Source organism: Bacillus yapensis (assembly GCF_005280205.1).
GTDB classification, from domain to species: Bacteria; Bacillota; Bacilli; order Bacillales; family Cytobacillaceae; genus Robertmurraya; species Robertmurraya yapensis.
The window spans coordinates 68,262-93,436 of sequence record NZ_SUND01000001.1; the positions used below are offsets into that span (position 1 = coordinate 68,262).

Genomic DNA, 25,175 nt, shown 5'->3' on the forward strand with positions numbered 1-25,175 from the left:
GAATGGCATTTCAAATCTTACTCAATGTTTTTCTAGCATTCTTATGGATGTTTATTAAAGTATCGTACGATTTTTCCAGCTTTATTAAAGGCTATATTTTCGGTCTGATTATCCTATTTGTGTTCAGAAGATTTTTCAACTCTCGTTTCTATGTCGGAAGAGTCCTAGCCGTTATTAAACTTCTGTTCATCTTTTTAAAAGAGCTTGTCTTATCAAATATCTCAGTTTTGAAAGTTGTTCTTAAACCAAAGCTTGATATGCGTCCTGGAATCTTTGCCTATGAGACGGTGCTGACAAAGGACTGGGAAATTACAGTCCTATCAAATCTCATTACCTTGACCCCTGGAACGCTTGTGGTGGATGTTTCCGATGATAATAAAACATTGTACATTCACGCGATGGATATTGCCGATGTCGATGAGGCGATTACGAGCATCAAGGAATCGTTTGAAAAAGCAATCTTGGAGGTGAGCAAATAATGTTAGATATCGTCATTCGAATTGCCCTATTCTGTTTGGCTCTTGCCATGGTAGCACTCATTTATCGTGTTATTAAAGGTCCGTCGATGCCCGACCGAATCATCGCATTAGATGCGATCGGGATTAATCTTGTTGCCATTATTGCGCTCATTTCCATTGAACTACGTACGAATGCTTTTCTTGAAATTATCCTTCTTATTGGGATACTTGCTTTCATCGGTACAGTTGCCTTCGCCAAGTATTTAGAAAAGGAGGTCCTATTCGAACGTGAACGAGATCATTAATATCATTATTGCTATTTTCATCTTCGTCGGAGCTTTTCTAAGCCTTGTCGCAGCGTTTGGTGTGATTCGGCTACCTGATGTCTATACAAGAAACCACGCCGCTTCTAAGGCTGCTACATTAGGCGTAATGTCCGTTTTGTTCGGAGCCTTCTTATATTTTTATTTAGTGGAAGGTCATTTTAATTCGCGACTACTCTTAGGAATCGTCTTTATCTTTATGACCTCACCTGTCGCAGGTCACTTAATCAGCAGAGCTGCCTACAACACAGGCGTGAAGCTATGGGATAAAAGTGTTCATGATGATTTAAAGACAAAGGTGAAAAGTAAAGACATATAGAAACGAAAAGAACCAAAACTGTGGGTAGTTTTGGTTCTTTTTTTGTTTGTGTGGTCGATATCCGCCCTCATCGCTCTAAAACATCAAATGACTACTTCCTTTTTACAACGGCCATTGTACATCTCGATACACAGATCAGCTTATTCTCTTCATCGGTAATCTTAATATCCCATACCATTGTTGTTTTCCCTTGATGAAGGACTGTTCCCGTTGCAGTAACAATGCCGTCCTTCTTCCCTCTTACATGGTTCGCGTTGATTTCTAGCCCCACCGCTGCTTCTGTTGTCTGGTCAATCAGCTCAAACGCACCTACAGAGGCAACGGTTTCCGCTAAGGCGACTGATGCTCCACCATGCAACAAACCGAATGGCTGACGCGTTCTATCATCTACAGGCATTGTTGCAACCACATGCCCTTTTTCTAATGTCGTAATTTCTATTCCTAATGTATTCATAAGCGTTTTTGAAAAATCCATTCCCTATCCCCTCCAAATTCGTTTCTACTAATGATTATGACATTGATTTGAGTTTTTCCTTCTTTTTTCTTCGAAAAAATGCAAATAACAGATATACAAGTACAAGAACAACTCCGATGATCATAAGTTCTTTCTCAAATTCAAAGATTTTTTCTTTATGATCCCCAAACCAGTAACCTAAACTAAAAACAATTGTGACCCATACGAAAGCACCAGTGTATGCGAAGAGCATAAACGTTTTTATCGGTAATTTGCTAACCCCATATAGAAATGGGACAAAATTTCTTAAGCCTGGCAGAAAGTAGCTAAACGATAAAGAATAAGAATGATACTTATTCATCACCTTCATCGAACGTTCAATCACGTTTGCAAAATGCTTCCGTTTTTGTAAAAAAGGAAGCAGCGGACCGCCAACGATCCTCCCAAGCAAATAAGCAGTTGTTAGCCCTGCTAAAATGCCTCCATATGTAACAATATAGGTGCCGATCGTATTCAGGACTTCCTCCGATGCTGCAAGTCCAACCGTCATGACAATGACTTCATTCGGAAGTGGAGCGCCAAACACACCTAACCAAAGCCATAGAAAAAGGCCCAGATAACCGCTTTTTTCTATAATATCTAGTATAAATTCGAGTTCCATTTTAGCTACTCCCTCCCCTTCTCGGGATCGAGAAACTTTCCCTTTGAAAAAATCGTCCATTTATATAAAGAAATCAAGGTGGAAATTAATAATGAAATTATACCAAATCCTGTTACTCTTAGTCTGTTTATTTGTTTTACCATTTTGGGTTCTAGCTGCTCCTGATCCAGCCGAAGTGCAAGAGCGTAAGCAAGAAGCACCTCTTCATATTAGTGGGAAGATTATTGAAGATTCTCTAGTGGAGGAATTTAAAGAAGACCACACACAGACTCGAAAGATGGTTATTGAGATTGAGGAAATTTTCCAACAAACTGTCAAACCTCCTATGTCTGTTCATGATCAGATTGAAGTGCAGTATCACTATGTACCTGACTGGATTGACTACACTGGAAAAAGTGTTCATGTGAAGAATGGAGACATTGTCGAGCTTTGGCTTGAAAAAGAGGGGCAAATCAATATTCCTATCATCGGTGGTTATGGAGTCGAGATACTTAAAAATAGTGGTCCTAGAGTAGAGCATATCCCTGAACCGTTCACCCACAAGATTACATCTTTTTGGCATCAAGCCTGGTCGAGTACCTTTTCACCTTTTACCGTATTCATCGTTCTCGTGTTAATTTTGGGTATGCTTTTATTGTACGGGAACAGTAAAATGAAAAAACATTAGCTAAGCCTTTCTTGCATATACATAGTGGAGATGATCAAGAAGAAAGGAGGATGAATGAGTGCATCCGCATCATCGTAGAGCTTACTATTTCCCTCCTCCTAATAACTATGTACCTTATTACTACCAACGACAAATGCCACAGGTAGATCCAACATTATTCATAACCTCTGCCAAACATATGCAAATTATTATGAAGGATGCCAGTATCCTACTGAATAGAATGGCTAGTTCAAGACAGTTTGCCTTTGATCTAATGACAGCCGCACAAAATTCGGAACAAGCAAAGGTCAATCAAATGTTAAAAAATACTGGCATTCAAACGACACCAAAGATTTCCTTTAACCCAGATGGGCTAATTCTCAATTTTAGTTCTGTTGCAGAAGATCTGGATTGTTGTCACCTTACCTTGTCATTAAGATGGCGGAAATAGAAAAAATAGGTGCATATCGTAGTGCACCTATTTCTTTTATCATTGATCACTTGGTATTGTAGCGTCCTTTGAGATATTTACTTTCCAAGTAACGATGGTTGTACTGTCTCTGACATTATGAGCCTGAATTCTCTTTAACATCTCTCGAATACACTCATCATCTGACGTGTTTAGAAAAGAATTGTAAATGGCTATAGGATTTGAATAGGGCTCTCCCGGACATTCTATTAAACCATCCGTCGTTAGGAAAAGGCGATTCTCTCCTTTTCTCAATTCCTTAATTCCACTGCTATAACAAGGAACTTCCTGCTCAAAAGTATTGACTTGTCCAACCCATTCATAAAATTGTCTTTGGTTTACCTGATACTGCCCAAGTACTGCTAATTCCTTGTGGAATAAATACAGGACACAATCTCCAACCGAGAACCACCATACATACTTATCTTTTCTCAATACTATTAGACAAGCTGTTTCTCCAGTTACATTTCGGCACTTAGCCAAAAACGCTTCTGATTGGAACATATCTAAGATAGATTCTTCTAGTCTTTTAAACATTCGCTGAGTGGCTGGTAACGAAAGGTTTTGTTTGATTTGAGGTTCCTCATTTTTGAATAGTTCTAAAACAACCTCAGCACTCTCTGCTGTTTTATGTGCGTCAAGAATAATAGCAAGCTCCCAATCTTCCTTTTCATTCAGCCATACCAAACAGCCATCTTCATTTTTGTATTGTCCTGCATTTGAATTTCCCCCATACAATCCAACAAATACATGTGCAAGTTTCTCAATATGTGGCCTATCAACGAAATTCTCTTGACTACCGACCCAATTAAAATCATTGATAGGGTTACTCATACGCATTCTCCAAATACTTTTTCATACGAGTACAAAGGTCGACTACCTCTGAATCTGTTCCCATCGGAGCCTGTGGCCAATCATATACAGCGTTTGGACCCCAATATTCTTTTGGTGTATTCGGGTAACGAGGAACTAGGTGCATATGTAGATGAGGAACCGCATCACCTAGTACATAAGAATAAATATGTTCCGCATGTTCACTTTCCATTAATGCCTTGCTTACTCTCGCCATCATCAACCCAAATGACCTTGCTTCTTCCTGATTCATATCCCCAAGCGTGGGAACATGTCTTTTTAAATCAATCATTATATGGCCCAAATAGTTTGGCTCGCCGTTTCGATCAATGTGACCAACATAGACAAATTCGTCTTCATAAATGGTCAATCCAGCAGTCTTGATCTTCCCTGCATGCTTATTGCAAATGAAACAGTCTTCCACAAGAACGCACTCCCACTTTTTGTTATTTCCACGATTATAATATAATCCCAGAGTAATTGGTATAATTTTCAAAAAAGAGAAATGCAAATCGCAATGATTTGCATTTCTCTTTTTTCGCCTATTAATAAAACGGAGGCCCACCGTAGTTCCCAAGATTCCCTTTGTTTCCATTCGATGCATAAGCGCCTAAAACTCCGTTATTTCCATAATTCCCGGGACCTCCGAAATTTCCATTGTTGGGAAAATTCCCGAATCCACCGCCAAAATTTCCATTATTCCCAAAACCTCCGGGTCCACCATAGCCATACGGACCAAATGGGCCATAAGGTACTGGATACGGAAACGGTCTTGGACGAGCAAAGGCTCCACCGATTAAGCCACCAGCTAACCCACCTATCAAGCCTCCCCAAAATGGAGCTCCAAAGGCAAAAAAGAACCTTTGATCAGGCACAATTGGCCCTCTATAATAGCGCATGTTCATACCTCCTTAATATTACACTCCCCTTCCCTATTGCATATGCAACAAGCACCTATTTAGAGTGGGCTGATAAAGGCGATTCACACTTATCATTGGGGCATTTCTTCTACTCTTTCTAATTCAGTCGTGACCATCAACTCAAATGCTTCCTCGTTTTTATAATAAAACTCTTTTTTCACAAGGCCATATTGTTTTGCCCAGTAATGCACATTCAGGCTTTCATTTCCAGCAGTTCTCTTCAAAACAATGACATCGTTTATCTTGCCAATTGGCAATGTAAGCTCATGATGAACATCAACAATTTCCCACCCATTTATCATTCGTCCCTTTTCCACTGGCGCAGTTATAACATCCTGTATTTGGAATTGAGCCTGAAGTGAGGTCACTGAAGGCGGTGATTCCTCATAGTATTCAGGTTGTTCGTAGACAAGATGGATTCCGTCCTGAGTTAGTTGGTAGACCCTTAACACTTGTGTTCCTCCATTGTTCACTACAGATGACAAGAATTCTCCTTCTCTTTGAAAAATAGTTTCAACTTCAGATGCATACTCATTTCCTTCTCCTTTAAAATGTTTTATGACGTTTTCAGGAGGGAAATATTCTGCAATATGAATAGCAGCCAACTCTTCTTCTGATGGTTTTTCTTCAACTTCAGGATCTTCCTCTTTATCGTCAGTACCTGGTCTATCTGATGTACCATCTTCATTACTAGTACTCTTTGAGGATCCATCATCGGAAACGGAAGTTGCATTGCAACCAACCAGAAACAACAGTATTAAGAACGCATATAATCGTTTAATCTTACTCACCTCATAAGTTATGACATTCTTAATTCAGTAGACGAATTCTCTTAATTTTCGTTGCAAGTCCATTAAAAATAAGGCACAAAAAAACAGCCTCCCAAAAGAGAAGCTGTTTAAAAATGAATATTAAGATTCCATTCCTTCGAATCGTTCAACCAACAAGGCCAACGTACGTGTCATAACACCAGTTGCGCCTGCGGGTCCCATATCCGTTGTTTTATTCGTTGTCGCCGTACCAGCAATATCTAGATGTACCCACGGCGTACCTTCTGCAAATTCTCCAACGAAAGCTCCACCCATAATTGCGTGTCCTTCTCGACCAGGAGAATTATTTAAATCAGCAATTTTACTACTGCGAACTCTTTCAATGTCATTTTCGAATAATGGTAAGCGCCAAATTGGCTCGCCCGCTTCATAGGAAGCTTCTAATACTTGTTCGAACCATGCTTCATCATTCGTTAAAGCACCTGTTGTTTCCGTTCCAAGTGCAACGATAACACCACCTGTTAATGTTGCGATATCCACTAAATAATTCGCTCCATGATGTTTCGCATATGTAACAGCATCGGCTAAAACAAGGCGACCTTCTGCATCTGTGTTCAACACTTCAATTGTTTTTCCGCTCATCGACGTGATGACATCATCTGGCTTAAAGGCAGTTCCGCTAACCATATTGTCCGTTGAAGGAATAACGGCTACGACATTTTGTTCAGGCTGCAATTCCCCGATAATTTCCATCGCTCCTAAAACAGCAGCTGCTCCACCCATATCGGATTTCATGCCGACAATGCCATCCTTTGGCTTGATTGAATATCCACCAGTATCAAAGGTGATTCCTTTTCCAACTAAGCCGATAACGTCCTTCCACTCTTCCTTACCTTGATATTTCAGAACGATCATTTTTGGAGGTTCTGCTGAGCCTTGGTTCACGGCAAGCAATGCGCCCATCCCAAGCTTCAACATATCTTCTTTTTCTAAAATTTCTACTTCAAATCCGTACTTGTCTCCAAGCTCTTGAGCGTAATTTGCCATATCCGTTGCAGTTAATAAATTGCCAGGCGTATTCACAAGTGTACGCGCGGAATTCGTTCCTTTTCCATACACATAACCCACTGTTAATGCAGCCTGGATTTCTTCCTCATCTTGCTCTGTTAAAACGATAACTTTTTCAATTTCTTTTTTCGGCTCATTTGATTTTTGCTTGTAGCCTTCAAACTCATATGTAGCAAGTGGCAATGCCTCGCCCAAAGCATGGGTAGCATCAAGAGCTTCAATCGTTTCTGAAGTAAATGAATCTAAGTACACAGCTACTTCTTCTAGCTTTGCACTTTGAATCTCCTTAAATACTTTTCCAAATGCTTCGCGAAGAATTTCAAAGGATGCTTCCTTTTCTTTTCCTAAGCCTACGAAAAATAATCTTTTGGTCCCTATTTTTTCAAAAGTATGTATTTTTGAGACAGATTTCTTTTTAGCAGAAATGTCACCACTTTTAACAAGTTCCGTTAATTGACCTTGAAATAACTCATCTAGATTTGATAAACTACCAGAAAACTTATCTGGTTTGTCATAAAGACCGACCACTAAGCATTCATATGTATCTTGAAAATTTACTACATTGTTCACATTAAACATTACGTCACCCCCAAGAAATATGATTTCATTATATATGAAAGAAAGAAAAGTTTCGACTATCTAACTATCTTCCAAATATAAAAATAGCTGCGGCAAACTTGGCAGTGAATCCACTTCTTCGAAGGAAACGCGATCCAAGTGTTGTGGTATAATGGTTAAACTAGATTCGATAAACGGATATACCTTTTCAAGATCAAGCACCAATGTTTTGGACGATAATCCTGTAAATATTCATGGGCTGTTCTCATCATCGCTCGAGCACCTTTTACATTTCCATATTCATAATGATATATGGCTACACTCATTTGTAAGAGCCCTTTAAAAAAGAGATTCGATTTATCTGTCATCCACATTTCTTCCAGCAAGTCATGACAGGTATAGTAATCTCCTTCATTAAAATGAACAAAGAATTGATAATACTCAAGTGGATAATCAGTCATTTTGCCTCACCCTTTAAAAATATCTTCTTATTTTCCAACACAAAGGTGGTTACAACATTGGATTTATTAATGAATTTCTCATTATGGGCTGCAATTTTCGCCATATTTTTTGCTCAATTTGTAAAAGTCCCAATTCATTTTGCCGTCACTAAAAAAATAAACTGGTCGTTGTTAACGAGTACCGGTGGAATGCCTAGCTCTCATTCAGCAGCAGTAACAGCATTGTCGACTGGAATTGGCATGGAATCAGGCTTTGATTCAACTGTCTTTGCCGTTTCAGCGATCTTCGCAATTATTACGATGTTTGATGCTACTGGAGTTCGTCGTCAAGCCGGCGAGCAAGCGATCGTATTAAATCGTTTGGTCACGGATTTCAATAAATTCGTCGATGATGTAAGGGATTGGCCGAAAAAAGCGGAACAAACGAAACAAAAAGAATTAAAGGAACTATTAGGGCATAAGCCGCTTGAGGTTTTCTTTGGAGGATTAACAGGAATTCTGTTAACTCTTATTCTACATTATTTCGTGTACTTATGAAAAATGTATACACAAAAGACTGACCTCTACTCAAATTGTAGAGGTCAGTCTTTTTCATTACGCTGTTTTCGCAATGGTTGTGGTTTCTTTCGTAAATGTCCATATTTTTTTCTTCAAAAAAAAATTTGAAGCCGACATTTACACTTACTACCGGGTCTTTAGGCACACATTTTTTTTGCGCGGCACTTTTCGCTGCTAACATATGTTTTTTGAGGTAAAATAGTTATTTTGTTTACCAAACTATGAGTCAATAGCAACTAAGTTTACGAAAAGAGCCTTTCTTGATTATTCACTTTTTGATTGAATGATTTGCTGGCGAAACACCTGCATCGATTCATTTTCATTTAACGCTTTTAACTCTTCTTCTGTCAGCTTCCCGTCACCTTTTTCGATTACGTAAACCTCGACCTTCTTTTTACCCCATTTTTCATATACTTCTTCAACAGTATCGTAATAAAGGTCGACCTCGTTCCCATTAATGGCTCCTCCCTTATCAGCTACAACACCATAACCGTAGCCAGGAATAAAGAGAATCGTTCCAATTGGGAACACATTTAAGTCTGCTGCAACCGTTGAATACAGGTCACGTGTTACCTTCACCCCAGAATACGTAATCCCGTATTGTGGATGATCAGGTCCTTTTCCAGTTGATTCCACTCCAGCTGTATAGCCAGTCGCAGTCACTTCTGTACTTGGATATTTGGACCAATCCATTTCATCTAATGAAGGCGGTGTTCCAGATACTTTTTCACTCGAGGATATTTTCAGATCTGTGTTCGTTACTTTTTGCAAAAATTTAAAAGCAACCTCCATCGGTTTAAATTTATGATCCGTAGTGGAGCTATTTTCCTCTTCGTGACCAAGATATGTGGTAAGTGACATTGCCTCGACACCAGAAATTCCCTGATATGTTGTCATCAAAGCTGCACAAAATAAAACTGTCATCAACAAACGTCTTGTCCAATTTTTAAAGTTTCTCATCTAAAAAATCGCTCCTCCCATGACTATTCATTTCCGATCTTGCGATGAATTATTCATGAGATTGAGCGATTTTTATTAAAATATAAAGAAAATTCAAATTAATTATCTACGCATATAAAAAACCTTCACGAAAAATGTGAAGGTTTTTTAAAACATCCGATATCCTTTTTTACGAAGAATTCTCATTGTGATTCCTGCTCCAATTGCTCCGGCAAGTCCGCTGCTAAGGATTAAAATATCCGCAAGAGCTAAATGAGAAAGTCTTGTTCCAAGTTCACTAAACGCTATTTTACTATTAGTGAAATATTCAATAAATCGCACTTTATCAACAATGAAAATGGTGATGATTGGATAGACAACAGCCATAATCCAAGTCATTCTTAATAGCATATTTAGAATAAAACCGATTCCAAAAAACAGTACGAAAAATAGTAGCATCGAAATCGGTAGGGTAAATATCGTCATCTGCATTGCGCACAAGCCTCCCTTATATCACCATTAAGTGTACTTAATGGAATCTAGGGAGTCAACAAGAAAGTACACTCATAATAGGTCGAAAAAAATACTCCGAAGCTCAGCTTCAGAGTATTTTTCCATTTAGAGATTTACTTAAAAGATATTGAATTTACCCTTTTTCAGTACGAGAGATGGTCCACCAACCATGAATAGTGAACGGTTGTCGATCACTTTCTTCATGAATGAAGCTGTAGAACCAGTCATTTTCTTACCGAATGCAACCCCAATTGCATCGTCATGACCTAGAGAACATACAGTACCTTTAATATCTGGTACGAATGTTTCTAACTCTTTTCCACGAATTAGTGCAAGGATGTTGTGTGCAACAGTTACACCTTGTTGCATCGCAATTTGAGCAGTTGGTGGGTATGGACGATTAATTTCTTCATTAATCACTAGAGAAGAATCTCCGATAATGAATACATCATCATGACCTGGTGCTCTTAAATCTGGTTGAACCTTTACACGTCCGCGCATTGCTTCAAAACCAGACTTTTCAACGATTGCGTTTCCTCTTACACCAGCAGCCCAAACAACCGTTCCAGTTTTGATTTCTTCTACTTCGTCTTCACCTTTACCAACGATGATTCCTGTTTCAGTTGCTTCTTTAACAGCTGTTCCAATCATGAAAGTAACGCCTTTTTTCTCTAATTGAGCCACTGCATAGTTTACTAACTCAGGGTCAAATCCTGGTAAAACAGTTGGAGCTGCTTCAACACAGATGATTTTAACTTTATGAGGATCAATATCGTACTCTTTGCATAATTCTGGTACACGATTTCCTAATTCACCAAGGAACTCGATACCAGTGAATCCTGCTCCACCAACAACAATTGTTAGACGCTCTTCTTTTTTATCTTCTTCTGCTTGATAAGTCGCAAATTGATATTCGATATGGTCACGAATCTGACGTGCAGAGTTCACGTTTACAATGGAAAAAGCATATTCCTTAAGCCCTTTAATCCCGAAAGTTTCTGATTCTCCACCTACAGCGACTACAAGATAGTCGTATGGAAGTTCGCCTTCTTCAAGGATAACTTTTTTCTCTTCTCTATTTACTTCAACAACTGTACCTTGTATAAATTCAACCTTGTTACGGTCAATTACACTAGAAATGTCGTAACGTACACGATCATGATGTAATGTACCAGCAGATGCTTCATGTAACCAAGTTGTTTCATAATGATAGTCATTTTTATTCACAAGCTGGATTTCAACTTCATTCATTCCTACTGCTTTTTGTAATCTTGTTGCAGTCATTAGGCCACCGTAACCGGCACCTAGAATCACGATTTTTGGCTTTCTCAAAGTGATCACTTCCACCTTTTTTCTTTATTTTTTCTCTTTTCTGCTTACCTTTTCTTATCTTCACCACATTATTCATTTATAGTAGTCAAAGTAAGAAAAAAAGTTTGTGATACTTTTCACTAACTCGAGCAAAAAAATGTCGAAAATTTGTCACACAAATTTAACATATTACCTAAAGTACATGATATTCCTTTTCTCTCGCTTTTTCAAGCTAAATATACATAAAAAATAACTTGTTTATGTTGGTAATTCATTTAAAAATTCTCAACAATTAAATGAGTGGAGTGTCCTCCTTCCCTTTTACCCTGATGTAGTTTGAAATTATTTATGGTAATATATAAGGTGGCAATTGCACTATTTCTATCTGGGGGGATTTGGAATGAAAGAAGATCAAAAAGTATTTGATATAACCATCATTGGCGGTGGACCGGTTGGTCTATTCACAGCCTTTTACGGTGGGATGAGACAGGCATCAGTTAAAATCATTGAAAGCTTGCCTCAGCTTGGGGGACAATTATCTGCGTTATATCCTGAAAAATACATATATGATGTAGCTGGTTTTCCAAAGGTTCGTGCTCAAGAGTTAGTTAATAACTTAAAAGAGCAAATGTCCAAATTTGAGCAATCCATCATCCTAGAGCAATCCGTTGAAAAGATTGAAAAGCAAGAAGACAATATATTTAAATTAACAACAAACAAAGAAATTCACTATACAAAAACAGTTATTATTACAGCTGGGAACGGTGCTTTCCAACCGCGTCGCTTAGAGCTTGAAAATGCTACTGAGTACGAAGGAAAGAACCTACATTACTTCATTGATGATTTAAACCAATTTGCTGATAAAAGAGTCGTTGTTTTTGGTGGCGGAGATTCCGCAGTTGACTGGGCTTTAATGCTTGAGCCAATCGCAGAAAAAGTAACGATTGTACATCGTCGTGATAAATTCCGTGCTCATGAACATAGCGTTGAAAACCTAAACAATTCTAAGGTCGACATCAAAACACCATACGTCCCAGTAGAATTAGTGGGAGACGTAACGGGTATTAAACAGGTCGTCCTTCAGGATGCAAATGGCGAAGAAAAAACTTCGATTGATGTAGACGCTGTTATTTGTAACTATGGCTTTGTTTCATCACTAGGACCTATCAAGGAATGGGGCCTTGAAATTGAAAAGAACTCCATTGTTGTAAATTCTAAAATGGAAACAAACATCCCTGGTATTTATGCAGCTGGAGATATTTGCACATACGATGGCAAAGTGAAGCTAATCGCGAGTGGATTTGGCGAAGCACCAACCGCTATCAACAATGCAAAAACATACATTGATCCAAAAGCAAAAGCACAACCACTTCATAGTTCATCCATGTTTAAATAATATAAGAAAAGCAAAGCCGTGGGGCTTTGCTTTTTCTAATTCTGTTTTGTTTGTGTTCTTGTTTTTTCGTAAATGTCTTAAAGCCGACATTTACCTCTCTAACTTGGTTTAGTGCTACAAACTATTTGTGCACGGCACTTTTCGCTACCCTTTATTATTAAAAGATCATATTGCTATTCATCTAATCAAATATTATCTAACAGCAACAATTTTCGCGAAAAGAGCCTTATATTTAACAAGTTTCCGGAGTACCCGCATCTTTAGCCGTTCTAAACGATGAACCACATCCGCAAGATGCAATTGCGTTTGGGTTGTCGATCGTGAATCCGCCGCCCATGAGTGATTGCTTGTAATCGATTTTTGTACCTTTTAGGGCTGCTGCACTATCTTTATCAACAAGAACATTGATTCCATGCTGTTCAAATTGAGTATCACCTTCTTCTACTTCATGAGCAAAGCCCATTCCATAAGATAGTCCACTACAGCCGCCACCTTGGATCGCTACTCGTAAGAATGCACTCTCTTCTTCATTTTCTTTCATCATATCTTTTATCTGCAATGCCGCAGCTTCTGTAATAGTCACAATATCCATTGTATTCCCTCCTAATTTTTAGGATTTGATCTTACTTATAGTATATACAGCAATCGACCTTTCCTCAACTAGACTGCTTTATTAATTGTATTTTCTTTAGACAAACAGTCTCAATTAATACTTTGTTCACAGTAATTACTGTATAATGAAATATAACTAGAACTTTATAATCAATACGAAAGTAGGTGGAGAAAGTGACAGAATTACTTCCTCTTTACGATAAGAAGTTCGAATGCCTGATGTGTAAAAAGACATTTACCTCTAAAAAGGTGCGTTCTCGGTTTGTAAAAGTAACCGAATATGATACGGACTTTTGTCCAAGCTATGCTTCTGAAGAAGCAAATCCTCTTTTATACTATGTAAAAGTTTGTCCACATTGTGGATTTTCATTTTCTGAAGATTTTCTGCCCATTTTTTCACCAAACAGTAAAAATGAGATTACAAAAAAAGTTTGCGATCAGTGGGTGCCTCAGGATTTTGGTCAAGAGCGGACGATCCAAACAGCTATTCAAACCTATAAGCTTGCCGCCTACTGTGGGACTTTAAAAAAGGAAAAACATATTAACTTATCTGGTTTATATATGCGTCTCGCATGGCTTTATCGAGGGTTAGAAAATCAGGAGCAAGAACGGAGATTTACAAATTTAGCTTTGCAGGAGTACATAGATTCCTACATGACAGATGACTATAAAGGGACGCAAGTATCAGAAGTTCGTCTTCTCTATTTAATCGGTGAATTATCGAGAAGAACTGATAATATTGCTCAAGCAATCAAATATTTTTCAAAAGTAATCGAAAAGCAAAAGAGTACGACGGAAACTGCCACTATCGAAATGGCAAAGGATCGCTGGCATGAAATAAAAGAAATGCAGAAAACGAATTAGAAATTGGCCTTTGCCAATTTCTTTTTCATTTTAAAAAACGTGGTTGTTATCTATATACTCATAAATTTTCTCTACTAAATCATCAGGCGTTTCGCCCGTCACCACTTCCCCTTCAACTAGGGCATATAATGTCGCAGAACATTTTCCACAATAGCTTAAGCAGCCGTATTCAATAATATCGAGGTTTGGATCCCTCTCGAGTTTTTCCATTGCCTTATGAGAACCACTAGCTAGATTGCTAATGCAAAATTCAATTACTGGCCTAAGCATTACCTTTCACCTCTTACCCGATTAACACATTATGAAGTTCATCATATATCAATATTAAAAATATTGGCAAGAGCAAAAATCGCCAAATAGTCGAAATTTTGTCAAGAATATGTTGTGATTTTGTCACAATTTCGATATACTTTGAATGACTTTAAAGCGTTTTCCTTATAAATAGAGAGAAGATTTTTTCATCTAATAGAGTTGCACAAAGGGGATATCCAAAATGAAAAATCTAGTTATTTTAGGTGGAGGGTATGGAGGAATGAGAGTCCTTTCTCGTCTCTTACCGAATGAACTCCCAGAAGACGTATCCATCACTTTAGTAGACCGAACTCCTTACCACTGTCTAAAGACTGAATACTACGCATTAGCCGCAGGGACTATTTCCGATCAACATGTTCGCGTTCCTTTCCCTGAGCATCCAAGATTAACGATTCAATATGGGGAAGTAACTGAAATCAATATTAAAGAGAAAAAAATTGTCCTAAAAGACGCCGATTCAATTACTTATGATGATTTAATTATTGGATTAGGCTGTGAAGATAAATACCACAACGTTCCTGGCGCAAAGGAGCACACATATAGCATTCAATCGATAGAGAAGTCTAGAAAAACCTATCAAGCATTAAATAATCTACCGCCTGAATCTGTCGTGAGCATTGTTGGAGCAGGATTGAGCGGAGTTGAATTAGCGAGTGAATTGAATGAAAGTCGCCCAGACCTTAAGATCAAGCTTTTTGATCGAGGAAACTACATTCTTTCAGCATTCCCCGTGCGTCTTAGCACTTATGTTGAGAATTGGTTTGATAATCACAATGTCGAGATTATCAACAATTCGAATATTACTCGAGTAGAAGAAAATACTCTTTATAACCATAATGAGTCCATCTATAGCGATATTATTGTCTGGACAGCTGGGATTCAACCAATTGAAGTAGTACGTAACATGGATGTGGAAAAGGATAAACAAGACCGCATTGTTTTAACAATTCACCATAACATTCCTGGCGATGAACACGTTTATGTTGTTGGTGATTGTGCAAGCCTACCACATGCTCCTAGCGCCCAACTTGCAGAAGGACAGGCCGAGCAAATTGTGGATATCCTGTTGAAAAGATGGAAGAATGAAGAACTTCCTGAATCTTTGCCAACGATTAAACTAAAAGGAATTCTTGGTTCCTTAGGTAAAAAACATGGCTTTGGTTTAGTCGCGGAACGACCAATTACTGGCCGTGTTGCTCGATTACTGAAATCCGGTATCCTGTGGATGTACAAATACCATAACGGGTAAAAATGAAGCGCTGTTTCCATCTAAAATGGGAACAACGCTTTTTATTTTCATTCAGCTTCATAACCGAATTTCTCTAACTCCGCAAAAATCGTTTTTAATCGAGGGTTTCCTTCTCCAACCACTTCATCTTCTACTAAAACAACAGGATAAAACATATCCTCTTCAATGACTCTTTGAGCAAAGTCTTTCTGTCTATCCTCATTCGGTGGATTGTGGATATCCACATAGGAAATTTTGAAGGACTGATTCGGAAATTTTCTACTTACCGCGGCTTCCAACCACTCATAGGTTTCCTTAGAAGACGGTAGATTGATACAACTAGGACAAAGCTGTTCTGCACCATAAACGAAAATTTCAACTTCTTTTTTTGTCATGATTCTTCCCCCCTGCTTCTTATTTTCATTGTACACGAAGGAGCCAGTATTTAGAAATGAGAAAACGGCAAACTAAAAGAGAATCCCCCTAAAATGTAGAATATTGGATTTCACGCATTTCAATAGATTTTTCAAATGGAAGACATTATAATAAGTATTAAGAAAGGAGCGATTAAGATGGCAGAGCAAATGTTAGAACAAGTTCAAGATGTATTAGATAAATTACGTCCATTCCTTCTTCGTGACGGAGGAGACTGTGAATTAGTTGATGTAGAAGACGGTATTGTGAAATTACGTTTATTAGGTGCTTGCGGTTCATGCCCAAGTTCAACTATTACCCTAAAAGCTGGTATTGAACGTGCCCTTCTAGAAGAAGTTCCTGGCGTAGTAGAAGTTGAACAAGTATTCTAAAATGAAATTTTAAAAAGCGATCTCGCCCGAGCGAAATCGCTTTTTTTATTTGGATTCATTTCTTAATGGATCTTTGTTTTTTACATTGTAGACTACGTTCATACATATTTTTGAATTTGCACGGAGCTTCCGGCCTGATCAATTCTAAGTTGATAAAAGGCCATTTCTGGATGGTAGTCCTCTAGCTTTTCTTTCAACCCCTCGCCCCGACCTTTTTCACAAAAACAAAGCACAGTTGGACCTGCTCCACTTAAGGCGACCCCAAATGCGCCAGCATCATAGGCCACATCCTCGATCTCCTGTAAGTGAGGAACAAGTTTTTTCCGATATGGCTGATGGTAGAGGTCCTGCCTCATCATCTTCCCTGCTAAAAAATAGTCCTCTCTAAGCAAAGCTGCCACCAGTACATTCCCAACTGCGCCTGCTCGAACCGCATCAGCAAAAGGCAATTCCAACGGCAGTACATTGCGAGAATCCTTTGTGAGTAGCTCCTCTTTTGGAACAACCGCCACTAAGTCAAACTGAAGGTCGCGACAGACAACTGCATCGACTCCAGCCTCTCGTTGACTGCCGATGACCAATCCCCCAAAAAGAGATGCACCAACATTATCTGGATGCCCTTCTAGCTCAGCCGCAATCAAAAACTTTTCATCCAAAGTTAAATTTAACTCTCCCACAGCATCGGCTAACTCAATACCGGCAATAATCGCTGCAGCACTTGAGCCTAGCCCCCTTGCTAACGGGATTTCACTTGACATTTTAATCGTACAGCTAGGCAGTGTTTTTTGATATTTTGCTGCCGTTTGCAGAGCAACTTGGACAATGTAATTTGTCTCATCCTTTGGAAAAATCTCAAGCTCCTCTGATTCCATGACAATTTTCCAATTGTCTGATTTCTCTACCTCTAAACGTAAATATAGGTTTAGTGCCAAACCCATGGAATCAAAGCCAGGTCCTAAGTTCGCAGTGCTTCCAGGGACTTGAATCGTCAGCATGTCCCCTTCTTTCATGAGTGAACAACCCCACGAATATGTTCAGCAACCGCCTTTTCATCATTCGGAAGGAGAATCGGTTTAATCGAACTGTAGTCAATTGCAGTATTTGGATCCTTCAAGCCATTCCCTGTTAAAATCGCAACGATTTTGCTCCCCTTTGCAATTTTTCCATTTTGAATATGCTTATAGACACCGGCTAAGGAAGCACAAGAACCTGGTTCTGCAAAAATCCCTTCTGAGCTCGCAATTTTTTTATAAGCCGCAATAATTTCATCATCCGTGACCTCATCAATAATTCCTTGAGATTCTTCTGCAGCGGCAACGGCTAAATGCCAGCTTGCAGGATTTCCAATGCGAATCGCTGTCGCAATCGTCTCAGGATTTTCAAACACACGGTTATGCACAATTGCAGCCGCTCCTGCTGCTTCAAACCCGTGAATCTTTGGCAAGCTTGTGTTTTTTGCCTCATGATATTCTTTGAAGCCTTTCCAGTAGGCACTAATATTGCCTGCATTTCCGACCGGAATCGCTAAAACATCTGGTGCTTCTCCACCAAGCTGGTCACAAATTTCAAAAGCTCCTGTCTTTTGCCCTTCAAGGCGATACGGATTGACAGAATTCACAAGCTTTACAGGCTCTTTCTCACTGATATTGCGAACCATTTTTAGGGCTTCATCAAAATTCCCTTCAATGGAAATAATCTCCGCTCCATACATAACGGCTTGAGCAAGCTTCCCCATTGCAATTTTTCCTTCAGGAATGACGACAATACATCTCATTCCAGCTCTTGCGGCATAAGCTGCTGCCGCTGCTGAAGTATTACCCGTTGAAGCACAAATCACCGTATCGCTACCTTCTTCTTTCGCTTTCGCTACAGCCATAACCATACCGCGATCTTTAAAGGAACCTGTCGGGTTTGTTCCTTCTGTCTTCACATAAAGCTCAACGCCCCACTCCTCAGAGAGTCTATCTAATTTGATGAGAGGTGTATTTCCTTCATTTAATGTAAGTTTCGGTGTATGCTCATTGATTGGTAAAAATTCTTTATAGGCGTCTAGTAACCCGTTCCATCTCATGAATGGCCATTCCCTTCTACTCGATATGAACTTTTGATATGTTGAACAGATGGTAAATCTTCTAGTTCTACTAAGATTTTTTCATAGTCTTGTAAAGACGTACTATGTGTGACGACAACAAGTTCCGAGAGACCTTTTTCCTTCACAGGAAGCTGTAGAATTTTTTCAAAGCTGACCCCATGATTGGTAAAGATGGAGGTAATGTTCGCGAACACGCCTACCTCATCGATTACATGTAGTCTTAAGAAATACTTCGAACGTATTTCATTTGGCTCTTTCATCCTTTTTTCAAACTGCGGAGAGATAATACTTTTTCCATTCACGCCTAATACCATGTTCTTCAATACCACTACTAAATCGGAAACAATGGAAGTAGCCGTTGGCAAACTACCAGCTCCTGGACCATAAAACATCGTTTCTCCAACAGCCTCTCCGTAAACATAGACAGCATTATATTCGTTATTTACAGCCGCTAATGGATGCGTTTCCCCCAAGAGGGTAGGCTGAACACTAACTTCTACTTTATCATCCTCGATTTGCGCCATTCCGATGAGCTTCATCGTATACCCAAGTTGCTTGGCATATTTAAGATCTTCTTCTGTAATATTTGTGATTCCTTGTACCCTTACATCATCTAAATCAATTTTCATGGAAAAACCGAGGGTTGCTAAGATCACCATTTTTCTCGCAGCGTCTAGCCCTTCTACATCAGAAGTTGGATCTGTTTCAGCATATCCCAATCTCTGAGCTTCCTTTAATACTTCCTCATAAGCACTGCCCTGCTTAGTCATTTTTGTAAGGATGAAGTTCGTTGTTCCGTTCACTATTCCCATCATTTTCGTAATATGATCAGAGGATAATCCGTCCACTAAGCTTCTTAAAATGGGAATTCCGCCAGCCACACTTGCTTCATAGAAAAGATCGCAGCTATTTTCCACAGCAACAGACAGTAGCTCAGAGCCGTACAGAGCCATTAAGTCTTTGTTTGCCGTGACAACATGCTTTTTATTTTTGAGAGCTTGTAAAAGGTAGTTTCTTGTTTCATCGACGCCACCCATTACTTCGATAATGACATCAATTTCTGGATTATCGATAACATCCTTGGCATTCGTTGTCAGCAACTCTGGGGCTATCTCTACAGCTCTTTCTTTCGTTAAATCTTTCACAAGAACCTTATTTATTTTAATCGGACAGCCAATTTGGTGCATAAGCTTATCTTGGTGATCTTCAATAATTTTTACTACTCCTGTTCCAACCGTCCCGAGCCCTAATAACCCGATTGAAATAGCTTCCAACTCGATCCCTCCTTGTTGTGTTCTTTCCAGAAAAACAACTGTTTTCTCATAGTAGACATTATAAAAGGTGTAAGCTTTTTTGACAATAGTTATTTTCCATATGAAACCAATTATGTAATCGCTTAATCCCTTATGTTTCATACCTCCATAGATGTTTTTATTTTCTTTTTATAAATAATATTCTAACTTATTAGAATACATTTTAGGGAAAATTATTTTGAGTTCGTATTGTGGATAACTACTCTGAATAAGAAAAATGAGGATAACTTCGGAAAGTTATCCCCATCTAAATTATTTTTTCACCAGTGTCTTTGGCTCTTTCCCAGACAAAACGGCATCGATGTTTTCAACGCAGAGCCTCATCATATTCATTCGTGTATCAATAGAAGCACTTCCGATGTGTGGCAGGGCAACGACGTTCGACAAGCTTAATAACGGATGGGTTTTGTCAATCGGTTCCTTGTCAAACACATCTAATCCTGCAGCGGCAATATCGCCCGCTACTAGAGCATCATAGAGATCCTCTTCATTCACGACAGGTCCACGGGAAGCGTTAATGAACACAGCATTGTTTTTCATCCGCTTAAAGACAGCTCGAGTAAACAGATTTCTTGTTTCCGATGTCAACGGAGTTAAGCATACAATAAAATCTGCTTGTTCGACTAACTCGTCAAAAGAGCAATAAGCGGCTCCTAATTGTGATTCTAGCTCTACTTTTCTAGAACGATTATGATAGAGTACCTTCATATCAAAGCCAAGGGCTCTTTTCGCAACAGCAGCCCCAATGCTTCCCATTCCGACGATCCCAATCGTCTTATGATGAATATCATAGCCTGCAAGCAAGAGAGGGCTCCAACTTTTCCAGTTTCCCTCTTTGACAAACTCAGCGGCCTCGACAATTCTTCTCGCTGTTGCCATTAATAAGCCAAATGTTAAGTCCGCCGTGGCATCCGTTAAGACATCTGGTGTATTGCATATTGCCACACCATGCGCGGATGCTGCTGCGAGGTCGATATTATCAAAGCCCACCGCTAGGTTTGCGACAATCTTGAGCTTCGTGCTCACTGAAAATAGTTCTTCATTCACTTGGTCAGAAAGCATTGTCAATAACGCATCAGCACGGCTTGCTTCCTCTAGTAATACTGAACGTGGCACAACCACATCCTCTTTCTCCCACATTTTCACTTCATATTTTTCAAGGAGCTGAGCAATAACTTCATCTGGCAGTCTTCTTGTTATGTAAATATACGGCTTCATCTGTTTCTCCTTTTATTTCCTTTTTCTCAATTATAAAAAAAGATGAGCCATTTTAAAAGGGACTCATCTTTTAAGCCATTCGACCTCTGGAATTTGATATCTTCTTGTTGGGACCTCAGCTAATGTAAAAAAGTCTCTGAGAAATTCCTCATGTTCACGGGTTTGATCCAAGTATTTCTTTAACCGTTCTTCCGAAACATGCCTTTGCTGTTCAGAACCAGTAATATAATAATCCTCGATGCATTCAAAATAATGCAGTGGAAAAAGCAGGCGAGCATAAACTAATCGCCAAGAAAAGGATGATAATGTTGTGATCGTGGCATAGTCTTGATAAAATTGTCTCACAGCAGGCTCATACGTTTTAATATTGTGGAAATAGCGTTCCCTGGTCCACTCGGCTAAATCCCTTGCACAATGATCGAAGACCCAATCAAATGGATTCTTCATCGTAAGACTATCACCCCAAGTTTGCACAGAGAAGCGTTCGTGACAAACCGTACCGCTGTCCACGAATGCTGGTTGATCATCAAGCTCTGTGTCACTTAAGTATTGAATGGCGTTTTCCGTAAGTCCCATATAATATGGAAAGGACTCTATAAACAACCTTTCAAATTCATTTTCTGGTGACTGCATAATTTGCCCATTCCATACGTTTTCCATTTGATTTAACCGTTGCTCCCAAAACGTTTTCCACATCCCAATTCGGTTTATGTTTCTTATTTCAAAGGGAACAGCTCTCCCTCTATAGTGAAATTTGGCCAGTTTCCTACCTAGCCTTTTTAATGGCCTTGTTTCAGAAGAAGCCTTTGCAAGCACACAATAGCGACTTTGCTCCCATTCAACGATGTTTTTCCCATCTTTTGATTTTAAAAATTGGCAAACACTCGCATCCCCATACTGCTTGAGATGACTAGTTAACCGTTCTAATTCGATCACACTATCTTCTTCCATTGCACCAACGGGTATAAGAAGATACAGATTGTTTTGGTCCTGACAAGCACTATATGGACCGTGTTTAAATTCTTCTTGTATATGAATTCCGTATAATTGATTAATCAATCGTTGAAGCATTTTTCCCACCTACCGCTTCTTTTGTCCTTACCAAATGTATATGAATAGATGTAAGGGGAAATGATAAAACCATTTTGTTCTGCATATTCTATCTAAATAGAATTTCGCAAATACATGAAGAAAAGGTGAAGCTTATGTCCGAACAAAGAAATGTAGATATTGTGGAGAAAACAGCAAGAAAATGGCTCGAGGAGCGAGGCGTGCAGATTCAAGATATCGCAGACCTCGTATTTTATCTTCAAGAAAAATATCACCCTAATTTACAAATGGAAGAATGCATTAATAATGTGGAAAGAGTTTTATCAAAGAGAGAGGTTCAAAATGCCATTCTAACAGGCATCCAGCTCGATATTTTAGCAGAAAAGAAAATGTTAGAGGAGCCTCTACAAACGATGTTAGCTACAGACGAAAGTCTATATGGGATCGATGAAATATTGGCGTTCTCCATTGTTAACGTGTATGGCTCCATTGGTTTTACCAATTATGGCTTTATCGACAAAATGAAGCCTGGCATATTAGATCGACTAAATGACAAAGCAAGCGGGCATTGCCATACGTTCCTCGATGATATCGTCGGCGCCATTGCAGCCGCCGCTTCAAGTCGACTAGCTCATCGCGCTCAAAATACAGAGTGATAAGGAAAAGCGGGAGAACGTGCTCTCCCGCTTTTTGTATTTGTCTAATTTCAAGAAAACCCTTATACTTCCCACTCATCCAGCGAGTCAACCACATAGGTCGGCTGCACATCATACGCGGAGAGATGCTCTTTTTTCGTCACACCCGTATGCACTAATAATGTATCCATCCCAGCATTGATGCCCGCCATAATATCCGTATCGTAATTGTCCCCAACCATTAATGTTTCTTCTTTCTTTGTCCCAATTACGGCTAATGCTTGCTCCATAATAATCGATTCAGGCTTGCCGATAAAGATTGGATTTGTCTTTGTTGAGACGGTAATCACAGAAGTGATAGAGCCGTTCCCAGGCAAAAGTCCTCTCTCCGTCGGTAGGGCAACATCCCCATTTGTCGAAATGAAAGTTGCACCATTACGAACCGCCAAGCAAGCAGTCGCCAGCTTTTCATAGTTGATTTCACGGTCAATCCCAACGACTACATAGTCCGCATTCTCCTCAGCAAGTTGGAACCCTTTTTCAGCAATGGCTGTATGGAGTCCCTCTTCTCCAATCACATATATGGATGCATCACTATTAAGTCCTTCTATGTAATTAGCCGTTGCTTGGCTTGTTGTAAAAACTTGCTCTTCCTCGGCAGGAATCGAAAAATTCCGGAGCTTTTCTGCCACCTGAGCAGGTGTTCTTGATGAATTATTCGTCACAAACAAATACGGGATATTCTCCGCTTTCAACTTTTTCACAAAATCTGCCGCTTCCTGTATGAGTTCGGTTCCGCGATACATCGTCCCATCCAGGTCGATTAAGTATCCTTTATATTTTTTCATCTCTATCACTCCTAAGTTGGAAAATGGAAAAACGCTCTTCAAGAGAGCGTCACTAATTTCTAAATGCCGTAACCGGCCCTAACTCTTCAATTAAATACTGTCTTACACTTGGTGCAAACTGTTTAAGCGCTTCCTTCTGCTCCAAAAACGAGTTGAAAACGGCTTGATGATCAACCTCTGTATACCCTTGCACTAACTGTTTACGGTTTTGAATGATCAGTTTCAACCCTTCAATCGTATCCTTCGATACCACTTTTTCATCATCTAAAATATCGATTATGTCTTCATAGCTACCAGGATCTCGCATAATAAAACCATCAATAACAGCATTACCAACGTCTAGAATCCCTTCAATGATCGTATGGCAAATTCGTTCAAGAGCGGCTTTTTCAAGAGGTGTTTCCCATTGATTCGTATTTTCAAACAAAAATAATTGTTGTTCAATATAACCTAAAATGGTTTCAATCTTTTCTCTATCCACAAAATACATATGATCCGACCTTTCACGTGTTGCTATAGTGACAACGTTATTGTAGCACAATTTTGACTTCTCGTATATTTTACGCTGGAATCGAAAGAAACAATTTCGCCTTCATGGTAATTTTTGATAAGATGGAAGAAACCGTTTTTTTAGAGGAGGAATACAATGTCGGAAAGATTTTATTTATATAATGATTTAGTTGACACCAGAACCCGATTTGTTAGTTTTACAGGAGAAAATACACGTTTTGATTTAGCCATTCTTCAGTCAGATCGCCATTATGGAAAGCAGATCGTCATGGATTTGCAGGGCAGTCGTTTTGCCATTATTGGTGAGGATGACTTAAAAGAAGAAGGTTATCTAGAGTATGCTTTTAATTTATCGGAAGAAGACGCAGCGGAACTGCGAGATTTTTTATATGAAATCGTTTAAGGAGGCTAAGAGCCTTCTTTTTTTTCGGACCTAATGGGCAAGACTAAGCGAGAGGTGATAAATATGGAGCAATATAAGGATTTTAAAAGCGTGGAAAAACAAAAGAACCTACTTACATCAGAAGAATTTCCTGAGGGTCCTTACGGTTCGCCTATCAATCGTGATGATATCGCTAAAAACAAGGAATTACAAGAAGGGCAAAAATTTTATCGGAGCTTTGGTTACGAGAACGAACAATTGCATGAGGATTTGCCTAGACAAATGGATGACGATCAGAGCTAAGCTATCAGTGGGATCCACTGATAGCTTTAGCCTTGCACCTTTTTAATAACAAAATACGAGCAGCCGAAATTACAGAATTCATAAATATATTCTGTTAGGATACTGATTTTCGTATCAAATGTAGCTTTTTGATTTTTATCATCATAAAAACCTTTTAATCGAAGCTGTCCATAGCCCCAATCTCCGACGATATAATCGTACTTACTTAAAATATCGCTGTATCTATTTTGGAAAGCCTCTTCGTTAAAGCCTTCCCCTCTTTCTTCTATAATCTCGTAACTCATATTGTTAATGTTAATCAATTCCGTCACCTCTTTTTGGCACAC

34 protein-coding genes and 1 pseudogene are annotated in these 25,175 nt (G+C 39.1%); 13 read left to right on the forward strand and 22 right to left on the reverse strand.

Features of this window, described 5'->3' with window-relative positions; genetic code table 11:
• The first annotated feature begins 2 nt into the window (after positions 1-2).
• The 3 genes from FAR12_RS00335 to mnhG are packed head-to-tail and all read left to right on the forward strand — an operon-like array spanning position 3 to position 1,100.
• Positions 3-479: a Na+/H+ antiporter subunit E gene (locus tag FAR12_RS00335; protein ID WP_126405249.1), complete on the forward strand. Its 477-nt coding sequence runs from the start codon at positions 3-5 to the stop codon at positions 477-479.
• Entirely contained in the window at positions 479-763 is a 285-nt protein-coding gene (locus FAR12_RS00340; protein WP_126405250.1) for a Na(+)/H(+) antiporter subunit F1, read from the forward strand. The genes FAR12_RS00335 and FAR12_RS00340 overlap by 1 nt, the downstream gene beginning before the upstream one ends.
• Entirely contained in the window at positions 747-1,100 is a 354-nt protein-coding gene (gene mnhG / locus FAR12_RS00345) for a monovalent cation/H(+) antiporter subunit G (protein ID WP_126405251.1), read from the forward strand. The genes FAR12_RS00340 and mnhG overlap by 17 nt, the downstream gene beginning before the upstream one ends.
• A gap of 91 nt (positions 1,101-1,191) precedes the next feature.
• Here mnhG and FAR12_RS00350 read toward each other — a convergent pair whose 3' ends face one another.
• Both FAR12_RS00350 and FAR12_RS00355 read right to left on the reverse strand, forming a co-directional pair.
• The gene (locus tag FAR12_RS00350) at positions 1,192-1,575 is read right to left on the reverse strand and encodes a hotdog fold thioesterase (protein ID WP_126405252.1); all 384 of its coding nucleotides are present in this window, start codon (positions 1,573-1,575) and stop codon (positions 1,192-1,194) included.
• Between the two features lie 34 nt (positions 1,576-1,609).
• On the reverse strand, positions 1,610-2,215 hold the full coding sequence (locus tag FAR12_RS00355; protein ID WP_126405253.1) for a DedA family protein: 606 nt from the start codon (positions 2,213-2,215) through the stop codon (positions 1,610-1,612).
• A gap of 91 nt (positions 2,216-2,306) precedes the next feature.
• Between FAR12_RS00355 and FAR12_RS00360 the strand changes: the two genes are divergently transcribed.
• Positions 2,307-2,882, forward strand: a complete 576-nt coding sequence (locus tag FAR12_RS00360; RefSeq protein WP_126405254.1) for a hypothetical protein — start codon at positions 2,307-2,309, stop codon at positions 2,880-2,882.
• 58 nt (positions 2,883-2,940) lie between these two features.
• On the forward strand, positions 2,941-3,312 hold the full coding sequence (locus tag FAR12_RS00365; RefSeq protein ID WP_126405255.1) for a YuzC family spore coat inner layer protein: 372 nt from the start codon (positions 2,941-2,943) through the stop codon (positions 3,310-3,312).
• A 39-nt stretch (positions 3,313-3,351) separates the two neighbouring features.
• Here the strand turns inward: FAR12_RS00365 and FAR12_RS00370 are convergent, their stop codons facing one another.
• The 6 genes and pseudogenes from FAR12_RS00370 to FAR12_RS00395 all read right to left on the reverse strand — a co-directional run bounded on the left by FAR12_RS00370 (position 3,352) and on the right by FAR12_RS00395 (position 7,959).
• Entirely contained in the window at positions 3,352-4,164 is an 813-nt protein-coding gene (locus FAR12_RS00370; RefSeq protein WP_126405256.1) for a PP2C family serine/threonine-protein phosphatase, read from the reverse strand.
• A complete protein-coding gene (locus FAR12_RS00375; protein WP_126405257.1) occupies positions 4,157-4,606 on the reverse strand; it encodes an HIT family protein in 450 nt (149 codons plus the stop codon). The genes FAR12_RS00370 and FAR12_RS00375 overlap by 8 nt, the downstream gene beginning before the upstream one ends.
• A 121-nt stretch (positions 4,607-4,727) precedes the next feature.
• Positions 4,728-5,081, reverse strand: coding sequence for a hypothetical protein (locus tag FAR12_RS24120; RefSeq protein ID WP_425456118.1), 354 nt, complete (start codon positions 5,079-5,081; stop codon positions 4,728-4,730).
• 92 nt (positions 5,082-5,173) lie between these two features.
• Positions 5,174-5,893, reverse strand: a complete 720-nt coding sequence (locus FAR12_RS00385; protein WP_126405258.1) for a hypothetical protein — start codon at positions 5,891-5,893, stop codon at positions 5,174-5,176.
• Positions 5,894-6,013: 120 nt separating this feature from the next.
• Positions 6,014-7,519 (reverse strand): leucyl aminopeptidase, encoded by a 1,506-nt coding sequence (locus FAR12_RS00390; RefSeq protein WP_126405259.1) that lies wholly within the window; start codon positions 7,517-7,519, stop codon positions 6,014-6,016.
• A 60-nt stretch (positions 7,520-7,579) separates the two neighbouring features.
• Positions 7,580-7,959, reverse strand: a pseudogene (locus FAR12_RS00395) (DUF309 domain-containing protein).
• Between the two features lie 57 nt (positions 7,960-8,016).
• Between FAR12_RS00395 and FAR12_RS00400 the strand changes: the two are divergent.
• Positions 8,017-8,496, forward strand: a complete 480-nt coding sequence (locus FAR12_RS00400) for a divergent PAP2 family protein (RefSeq protein ID WP_126405260.1) — start codon at positions 8,017-8,019, stop codon at positions 8,494-8,496.
• Between the two features lie 285 nt (positions 8,497-8,781).
• On the opposite strand, the gene FAR12_RS00405 is transcribed toward FAR12_RS00400, so the two are convergent.
• The 3 genes from FAR12_RS00405 to FAR12_RS00415 all read right to left on the reverse strand — a co-directional run bounded on the left by FAR12_RS00405 (position 8,782) and on the right by FAR12_RS00415 (position 11,310).
• Positions 8,782-9,477 carry a 3D domain-containing protein gene (locus FAR12_RS00405; RefSeq protein WP_126405261.1) on the reverse strand — a complete coding sequence of 232 codons (696 nt, stop codon included), beginning with the start codon at positions 9,475-9,477 and terminating at the stop codon, positions 8,782-8,784.
• A gap of 147 nt (positions 9,478-9,624) precedes the next feature.
• Entirely contained in the window at positions 9,625-9,948 is a 324-nt protein-coding gene (locus FAR12_RS00410; protein ID WP_126405262.1) for a YuiB family protein, read from the reverse strand.
• A 138-nt stretch (positions 9,949-10,086) separates the two neighbouring features.
• Positions 10,087-11,310, reverse strand: a complete 1,224-nt coding sequence (locus FAR12_RS00415) for an NAD(P)/FAD-dependent oxidoreductase (protein ID WP_170972059.1) — start codon at positions 11,308-11,310, stop codon at positions 10,087-10,089.
• Positions 11,311-11,680: 370 nt separating this feature from the next.
• On the opposite strand from FAR12_RS00415, the gene FAR12_RS00420 reads away from it, so the two are divergent.
• Entirely contained in the window at positions 11,681-12,676 is a 996-nt protein-coding gene (locus FAR12_RS00420; RefSeq protein WP_126405264.1) for an NAD(P)/FAD-dependent oxidoreductase, read from the forward strand.
• Positions 12,677-12,908: 232 nt separating this feature from the next.
• Here FAR12_RS00420 and FAR12_RS00425 read toward each other — a convergent pair whose 3' ends face one another.
• A complete protein-coding gene (locus tag FAR12_RS00425; RefSeq protein WP_126405265.1) occupies positions 12,909-13,268 on the reverse strand; it encodes a HesB/IscA family protein in 360 nt (119 codons plus the stop codon).
• Positions 13,269-13,462: 194 nt separating this feature from the next.
• On the opposite strand from FAR12_RS00425, the gene FAR12_RS00430 reads away from it, so the two are divergent.
• Positions 13,463-14,152, forward strand: a complete 690-nt coding sequence (locus FAR12_RS00430; RefSeq protein ID WP_126405266.1) for a DUF2225 domain-containing protein — start codon at positions 13,463-13,465, stop codon at positions 14,150-14,152.
• A 30-nt stretch (positions 14,153-14,182) separates the two neighbouring features.
• Here the strand turns inward: FAR12_RS00430 and FAR12_RS00435 are convergent, their stop codons facing one another.
• Entirely contained in the window at positions 14,183-14,422 is a 240-nt protein-coding gene (locus tag FAR12_RS00435; RefSeq protein ID WP_126405267.1) for a YuzB family protein, read from the reverse strand.
• 223 nt (positions 14,423-14,645) lie between these two features.
• Between FAR12_RS00435 and FAR12_RS00440 the strand changes: the two genes are divergently transcribed.
• Entirely contained in the window at positions 14,646-15,713 is a 1,068-nt protein-coding gene (locus FAR12_RS00440; protein ID WP_126405268.1) for an NAD(P)/FAD-dependent oxidoreductase, read from the forward strand.
• Positions 15,714-15,760: 47 nt separating this feature from the next.
• On the opposite strand, the gene FAR12_RS00445 is transcribed toward FAR12_RS00440, so the two are convergent.
• Entirely contained in the window at positions 15,761-16,087 is a 327-nt protein-coding gene (locus tag FAR12_RS00445) for a YuzD family protein (RefSeq protein WP_126405269.1), read from the reverse strand.
• Positions 16,088-16,222: 135 nt separating this feature from the next.
• On the opposite strand from FAR12_RS00445, the gene FAR12_RS00450 reads away from it, so the two are divergent.
• The gene (locus FAR12_RS00450; RefSeq protein ID WP_246010263.1) at positions 16,223-16,498 is read left to right on the forward strand and encodes a NifU family protein; all 276 of its coding nucleotides are present in this window, start codon (positions 16,223-16,225) and stop codon (positions 16,496-16,498) included.
• 98 nt (positions 16,499-16,596) lie between these two features.
• Here FAR12_RS00450 and thrB read toward each other — a convergent pair whose 3' ends face one another.
• The 5 genes from thrB to yutH form a co-directional block, all read right to left on the reverse strand.
• Complete coding sequence (gene thrB, locus FAR12_RS00455; protein ID WP_126405271.1) at positions 16,597-17,508, reverse strand: homoserine kinase; 912 nt, start codon at positions 17,506-17,508, stop codon at positions 16,597-16,599.
• On the reverse strand, positions 17,505-18,569 hold the full coding sequence (gene thrC, locus FAR12_RS00460) for a threonine synthase (RefSeq protein ID WP_126405272.1): 1,065 nt from the start codon (positions 18,567-18,569) through the stop codon (positions 17,505-17,507). Before thrC ends, thrB begins: the two co-directional genes overlap by 4 nt.
• The gene (locus tag FAR12_RS00465; RefSeq protein WP_170972032.1) at positions 18,566-19,864 is read right to left on the reverse strand and encodes a homoserine dehydrogenase; all 1,299 of its coding nucleotides are present in this window, start codon (positions 19,862-19,864) and stop codon (positions 18,566-18,568) included. The genes thrC and FAR12_RS00465 overlap by 4 nt, the downstream gene beginning before the upstream one ends.
• A 291-nt stretch (positions 19,865-20,155) precedes the next feature.
• Entirely contained in the window at positions 20,156-21,121 is a 966-nt protein-coding gene (locus FAR12_RS00470; protein WP_126405274.1) for a 2-hydroxyacid dehydrogenase, read from the reverse strand.
• A gap of 63 nt (positions 21,122-21,184) precedes the next feature.
• On the reverse strand, positions 21,185-22,192 hold the full coding sequence (yutH, locus tag FAR12_RS00475; protein ID WP_126405275.1) for a spore coat putative kinase YutH: 1,008 nt from the start codon (positions 22,190-22,192) through the stop codon (positions 21,185-21,187).
• Positions 22,193-22,326: 134 nt separating this feature from the next.
• Between yutH and FAR12_RS00480 the strand changes: the two genes are divergently transcribed.
• Positions 22,327-22,827, forward strand: a complete 501-nt coding sequence (locus FAR12_RS00480) for a phosphatidylglycerophosphatase A family protein (protein WP_126405276.1) — start codon at positions 22,327-22,329, stop codon at positions 22,825-22,827.
• A gap of 62 nt (positions 22,828-22,889) precedes the next feature.
• Here FAR12_RS00480 and FAR12_RS00485 read toward each other — a convergent pair whose 3' ends face one another.
• Both FAR12_RS00485 and FAR12_RS00490 read right to left on the reverse strand, forming a co-directional pair.
• Positions 22,890-23,654, reverse strand: a complete 765-nt coding sequence (locus FAR12_RS00485) for a TIGR01457 family HAD-type hydrolase (protein ID WP_126405277.1) — start codon at positions 23,652-23,654, stop codon at positions 22,890-22,892.
• 52 nt (positions 23,655-23,706) lie between these two features.
• On the reverse strand, positions 23,707-24,144 hold the full coding sequence (locus FAR12_RS00490) for a DUF86 domain-containing protein (RefSeq protein WP_126405278.1): 438 nt from the start codon (positions 24,142-24,144) through the stop codon (positions 23,707-23,709).
• Between the two features lie 156 nt (positions 24,145-24,300).
• Here FAR12_RS00490 and FAR12_RS00495 point away from each other — a divergent pair, with 156 nt between their 5' ends.
• Entirely contained in the window at positions 24,301-24,567 is a 267-nt protein-coding gene (locus tag FAR12_RS00495) for a DUF3055 domain-containing protein (protein WP_126405279.1), read from the forward strand.
• A gap of 63 nt (positions 24,568-24,630) precedes the next feature.
• Positions 24,631-24,849, forward strand: a complete 219-nt coding sequence (locus FAR12_RS00500) for a hypothetical protein (protein WP_246010264.1) — start codon at positions 24,631-24,633, stop codon at positions 24,847-24,849.
• Positions 24,850-24,875: 26 nt separating this feature from the next.
• On the opposite strand, the gene FAR12_RS00505 is transcribed toward FAR12_RS00500, so the two are convergent.
• The gene (locus FAR12_RS00505; RefSeq protein ID WP_425456119.1) at positions 24,876-25,133 is read right to left on the reverse strand and encodes a YutD family protein; all 258 of its coding nucleotides are present in this window, start codon (positions 25,131-25,133) and stop codon (positions 24,876-24,878) included.
• Positions 25,134-25,175: the final 42 nt, after the last annotated feature.

Excerpts from the sequence above, each read along its gene's own strand:
- yutH (WP_126405275.1), bottom strand. The coding sequence starts at position 22,192 with ATGCTTCAACGATTGATTAATCAATTATACGGAATTCATATACAAGAA.
- FAR12_RS00355 (WP_126405253.1), bottom strand. The coding sequence starts at position 2,215 with ATGGAACTCGAATTTATACTAGATATTATAGAAAAAAGCGGTTATCTG.
- FAR12_RS00485 (WP_126405277.1), bottom strand. The coding sequence starts at position 23,654 with ATGAAAAAATATAAAGGATACTTAATCGACCTGGATGGGACGATGTAT.
- FAR12_RS00495 (WP_126405279.1), top strand. The coding sequence starts at position 24,301 with ATGTCGGAAAGATTTTATTTATATAATGATTTAGTTGACACCAGAACC.
- FAR12_RS00505 (WP_425456119.1), bottom strand. The coding sequence starts at position 25,133 with ATGAGTTACGAGATTATAGAAGAAAGAGGGGAAGGCTTTAACGAAGAG.
- FAR12_RS00500 (WP_246010264.1), top strand. The coding sequence starts at position 24,631 with ATGGAGCAATATAAGGATTTTAAAAGCGTGGAAAAACAAAAGAACCTA.
- FAR12_RS00360 (WP_126405254.1), top strand. The coding sequence starts at position 2,307 with ATGAAATTATACCAAATCCTGTTACTCTTAGTCTGTTTATTTGTTTTA.
- FAR12_RS00405 (WP_126405261.1), bottom strand. The coding sequence starts at position 9,477 with ATGAGAAACTTTAAAAATTGGACAAGACGTTTGTTGATGACAGTTTTA.
- thrB (WP_126405271.1), bottom strand. The coding sequence starts at position 17,508 with ATGAAAGAAGGGGACATGCTGACGATTCAAGTCCCTGGAAGCACTGCG.
- thrC (WP_126405272.1), bottom strand. The coding sequence starts at position 18,569 with ATGAGATGGAACGGGTTACTAGACGCCTATAAAGAATTTTTACCAATC.
- FAR12_RS00450 (WP_246010263.1), top strand. The coding sequence starts at position 16,223 with ATGGAAGACATTATAATAAGTATTAAGAAAGGAGCGATTAAGATGGCA.
- FAR12_RS00445 (WP_126405269.1), bottom strand. The coding sequence starts at position 16,087 with ATGACAAAAAAAGAAGTTGAAATTTTCGTTTATGGTGCAGAACAGCTT.
- FAR12_RS24120 (WP_425456118.1), bottom strand. The coding sequence starts at position 5,081 with ATGCGCTATTATAGAGGGCCAATTGTGCCTGATCAAAGGTTCTTTTTT.
- FAR12_RS00420 (WP_126405264.1), top strand. The coding sequence starts at position 11,681 with ATGAAAGAAGATCAAAAAGTATTTGATATAACCATCATTGGCGGTGGA.
- FAR12_RS00410 (WP_126405262.1), bottom strand. The coding sequence starts at position 9,948 with ATGCAGATGACGATATTTACCCTACCGATTTCGATGCTACTATTTTTC.
- FAR12_RS00390 (WP_126405259.1), bottom strand. The coding sequence starts at position 7,519 with ATGTTTAATGTGAACAATGTAGTAAATTTTCAAGATACATATGAATGC.
- FAR12_RS00370 (WP_126405256.1), bottom strand. The coding sequence starts at position 4,164 with ATGAGTAACCCTATCAATGATTTTAATTGGGTCGGTAGTCAAGAGAAT.
- FAR12_RS00435 (WP_126405267.1), bottom strand. The coding sequence starts at position 14,422 with ATGCTTAGGCCAGTAATTGAATTTTGCATTAGCAATCTAGCTAGTGGT.
- FAR12_RS00350 (WP_126405252.1), bottom strand. The coding sequence starts at position 1,575 with ATGGATTTTTCAAAAACGCTTATGAATACATTAGGAATAGAAATTACG.
- FAR12_RS00335 (WP_126405249.1), top strand. The coding sequence starts at position 3 with ATGGCATTTCAAATCTTACTCAATGTTTTTCTAGCATTCTTATGGATG.
- FAR12_RS00340 (WP_126405250.1), top strand. The coding sequence starts at position 479 with ATGTTAGATATCGTCATTCGAATTGCCCTATTCTGTTTGGCTCTTGCC.
- FAR12_RS00425 (WP_126405265.1), bottom strand. The coding sequence starts at position 13,268 with ATGGATATTGTGACTATTACAGAAGCTGCGGCATTGCAGATAAAAGAT.
- FAR12_RS00470 (WP_126405274.1), bottom strand. The coding sequence starts at position 21,121 with ATGAAGCCGTATATTTACATAACAAGAAGACTGCCAGATGAAGTTATT.
- FAR12_RS00440 (WP_126405268.1), top strand. The coding sequence starts at position 14,646 with ATGAAAAATCTAGTTATTTTAGGTGGAGGGTATGGAGGAATGAGAGTC.
- FAR12_RS00480 (WP_126405276.1), top strand. The coding sequence starts at position 22,327 with ATGTCCGAACAAAGAAATGTAGATATTGTGGAGAAAACAGCAAGAAAA.
- FAR12_RS00490 (WP_126405278.1), bottom strand. The coding sequence starts at position 24,144 with ATGTATTTTGTGGATAGAGAAAAGATTGAAACCATTTTAGGTTATATT.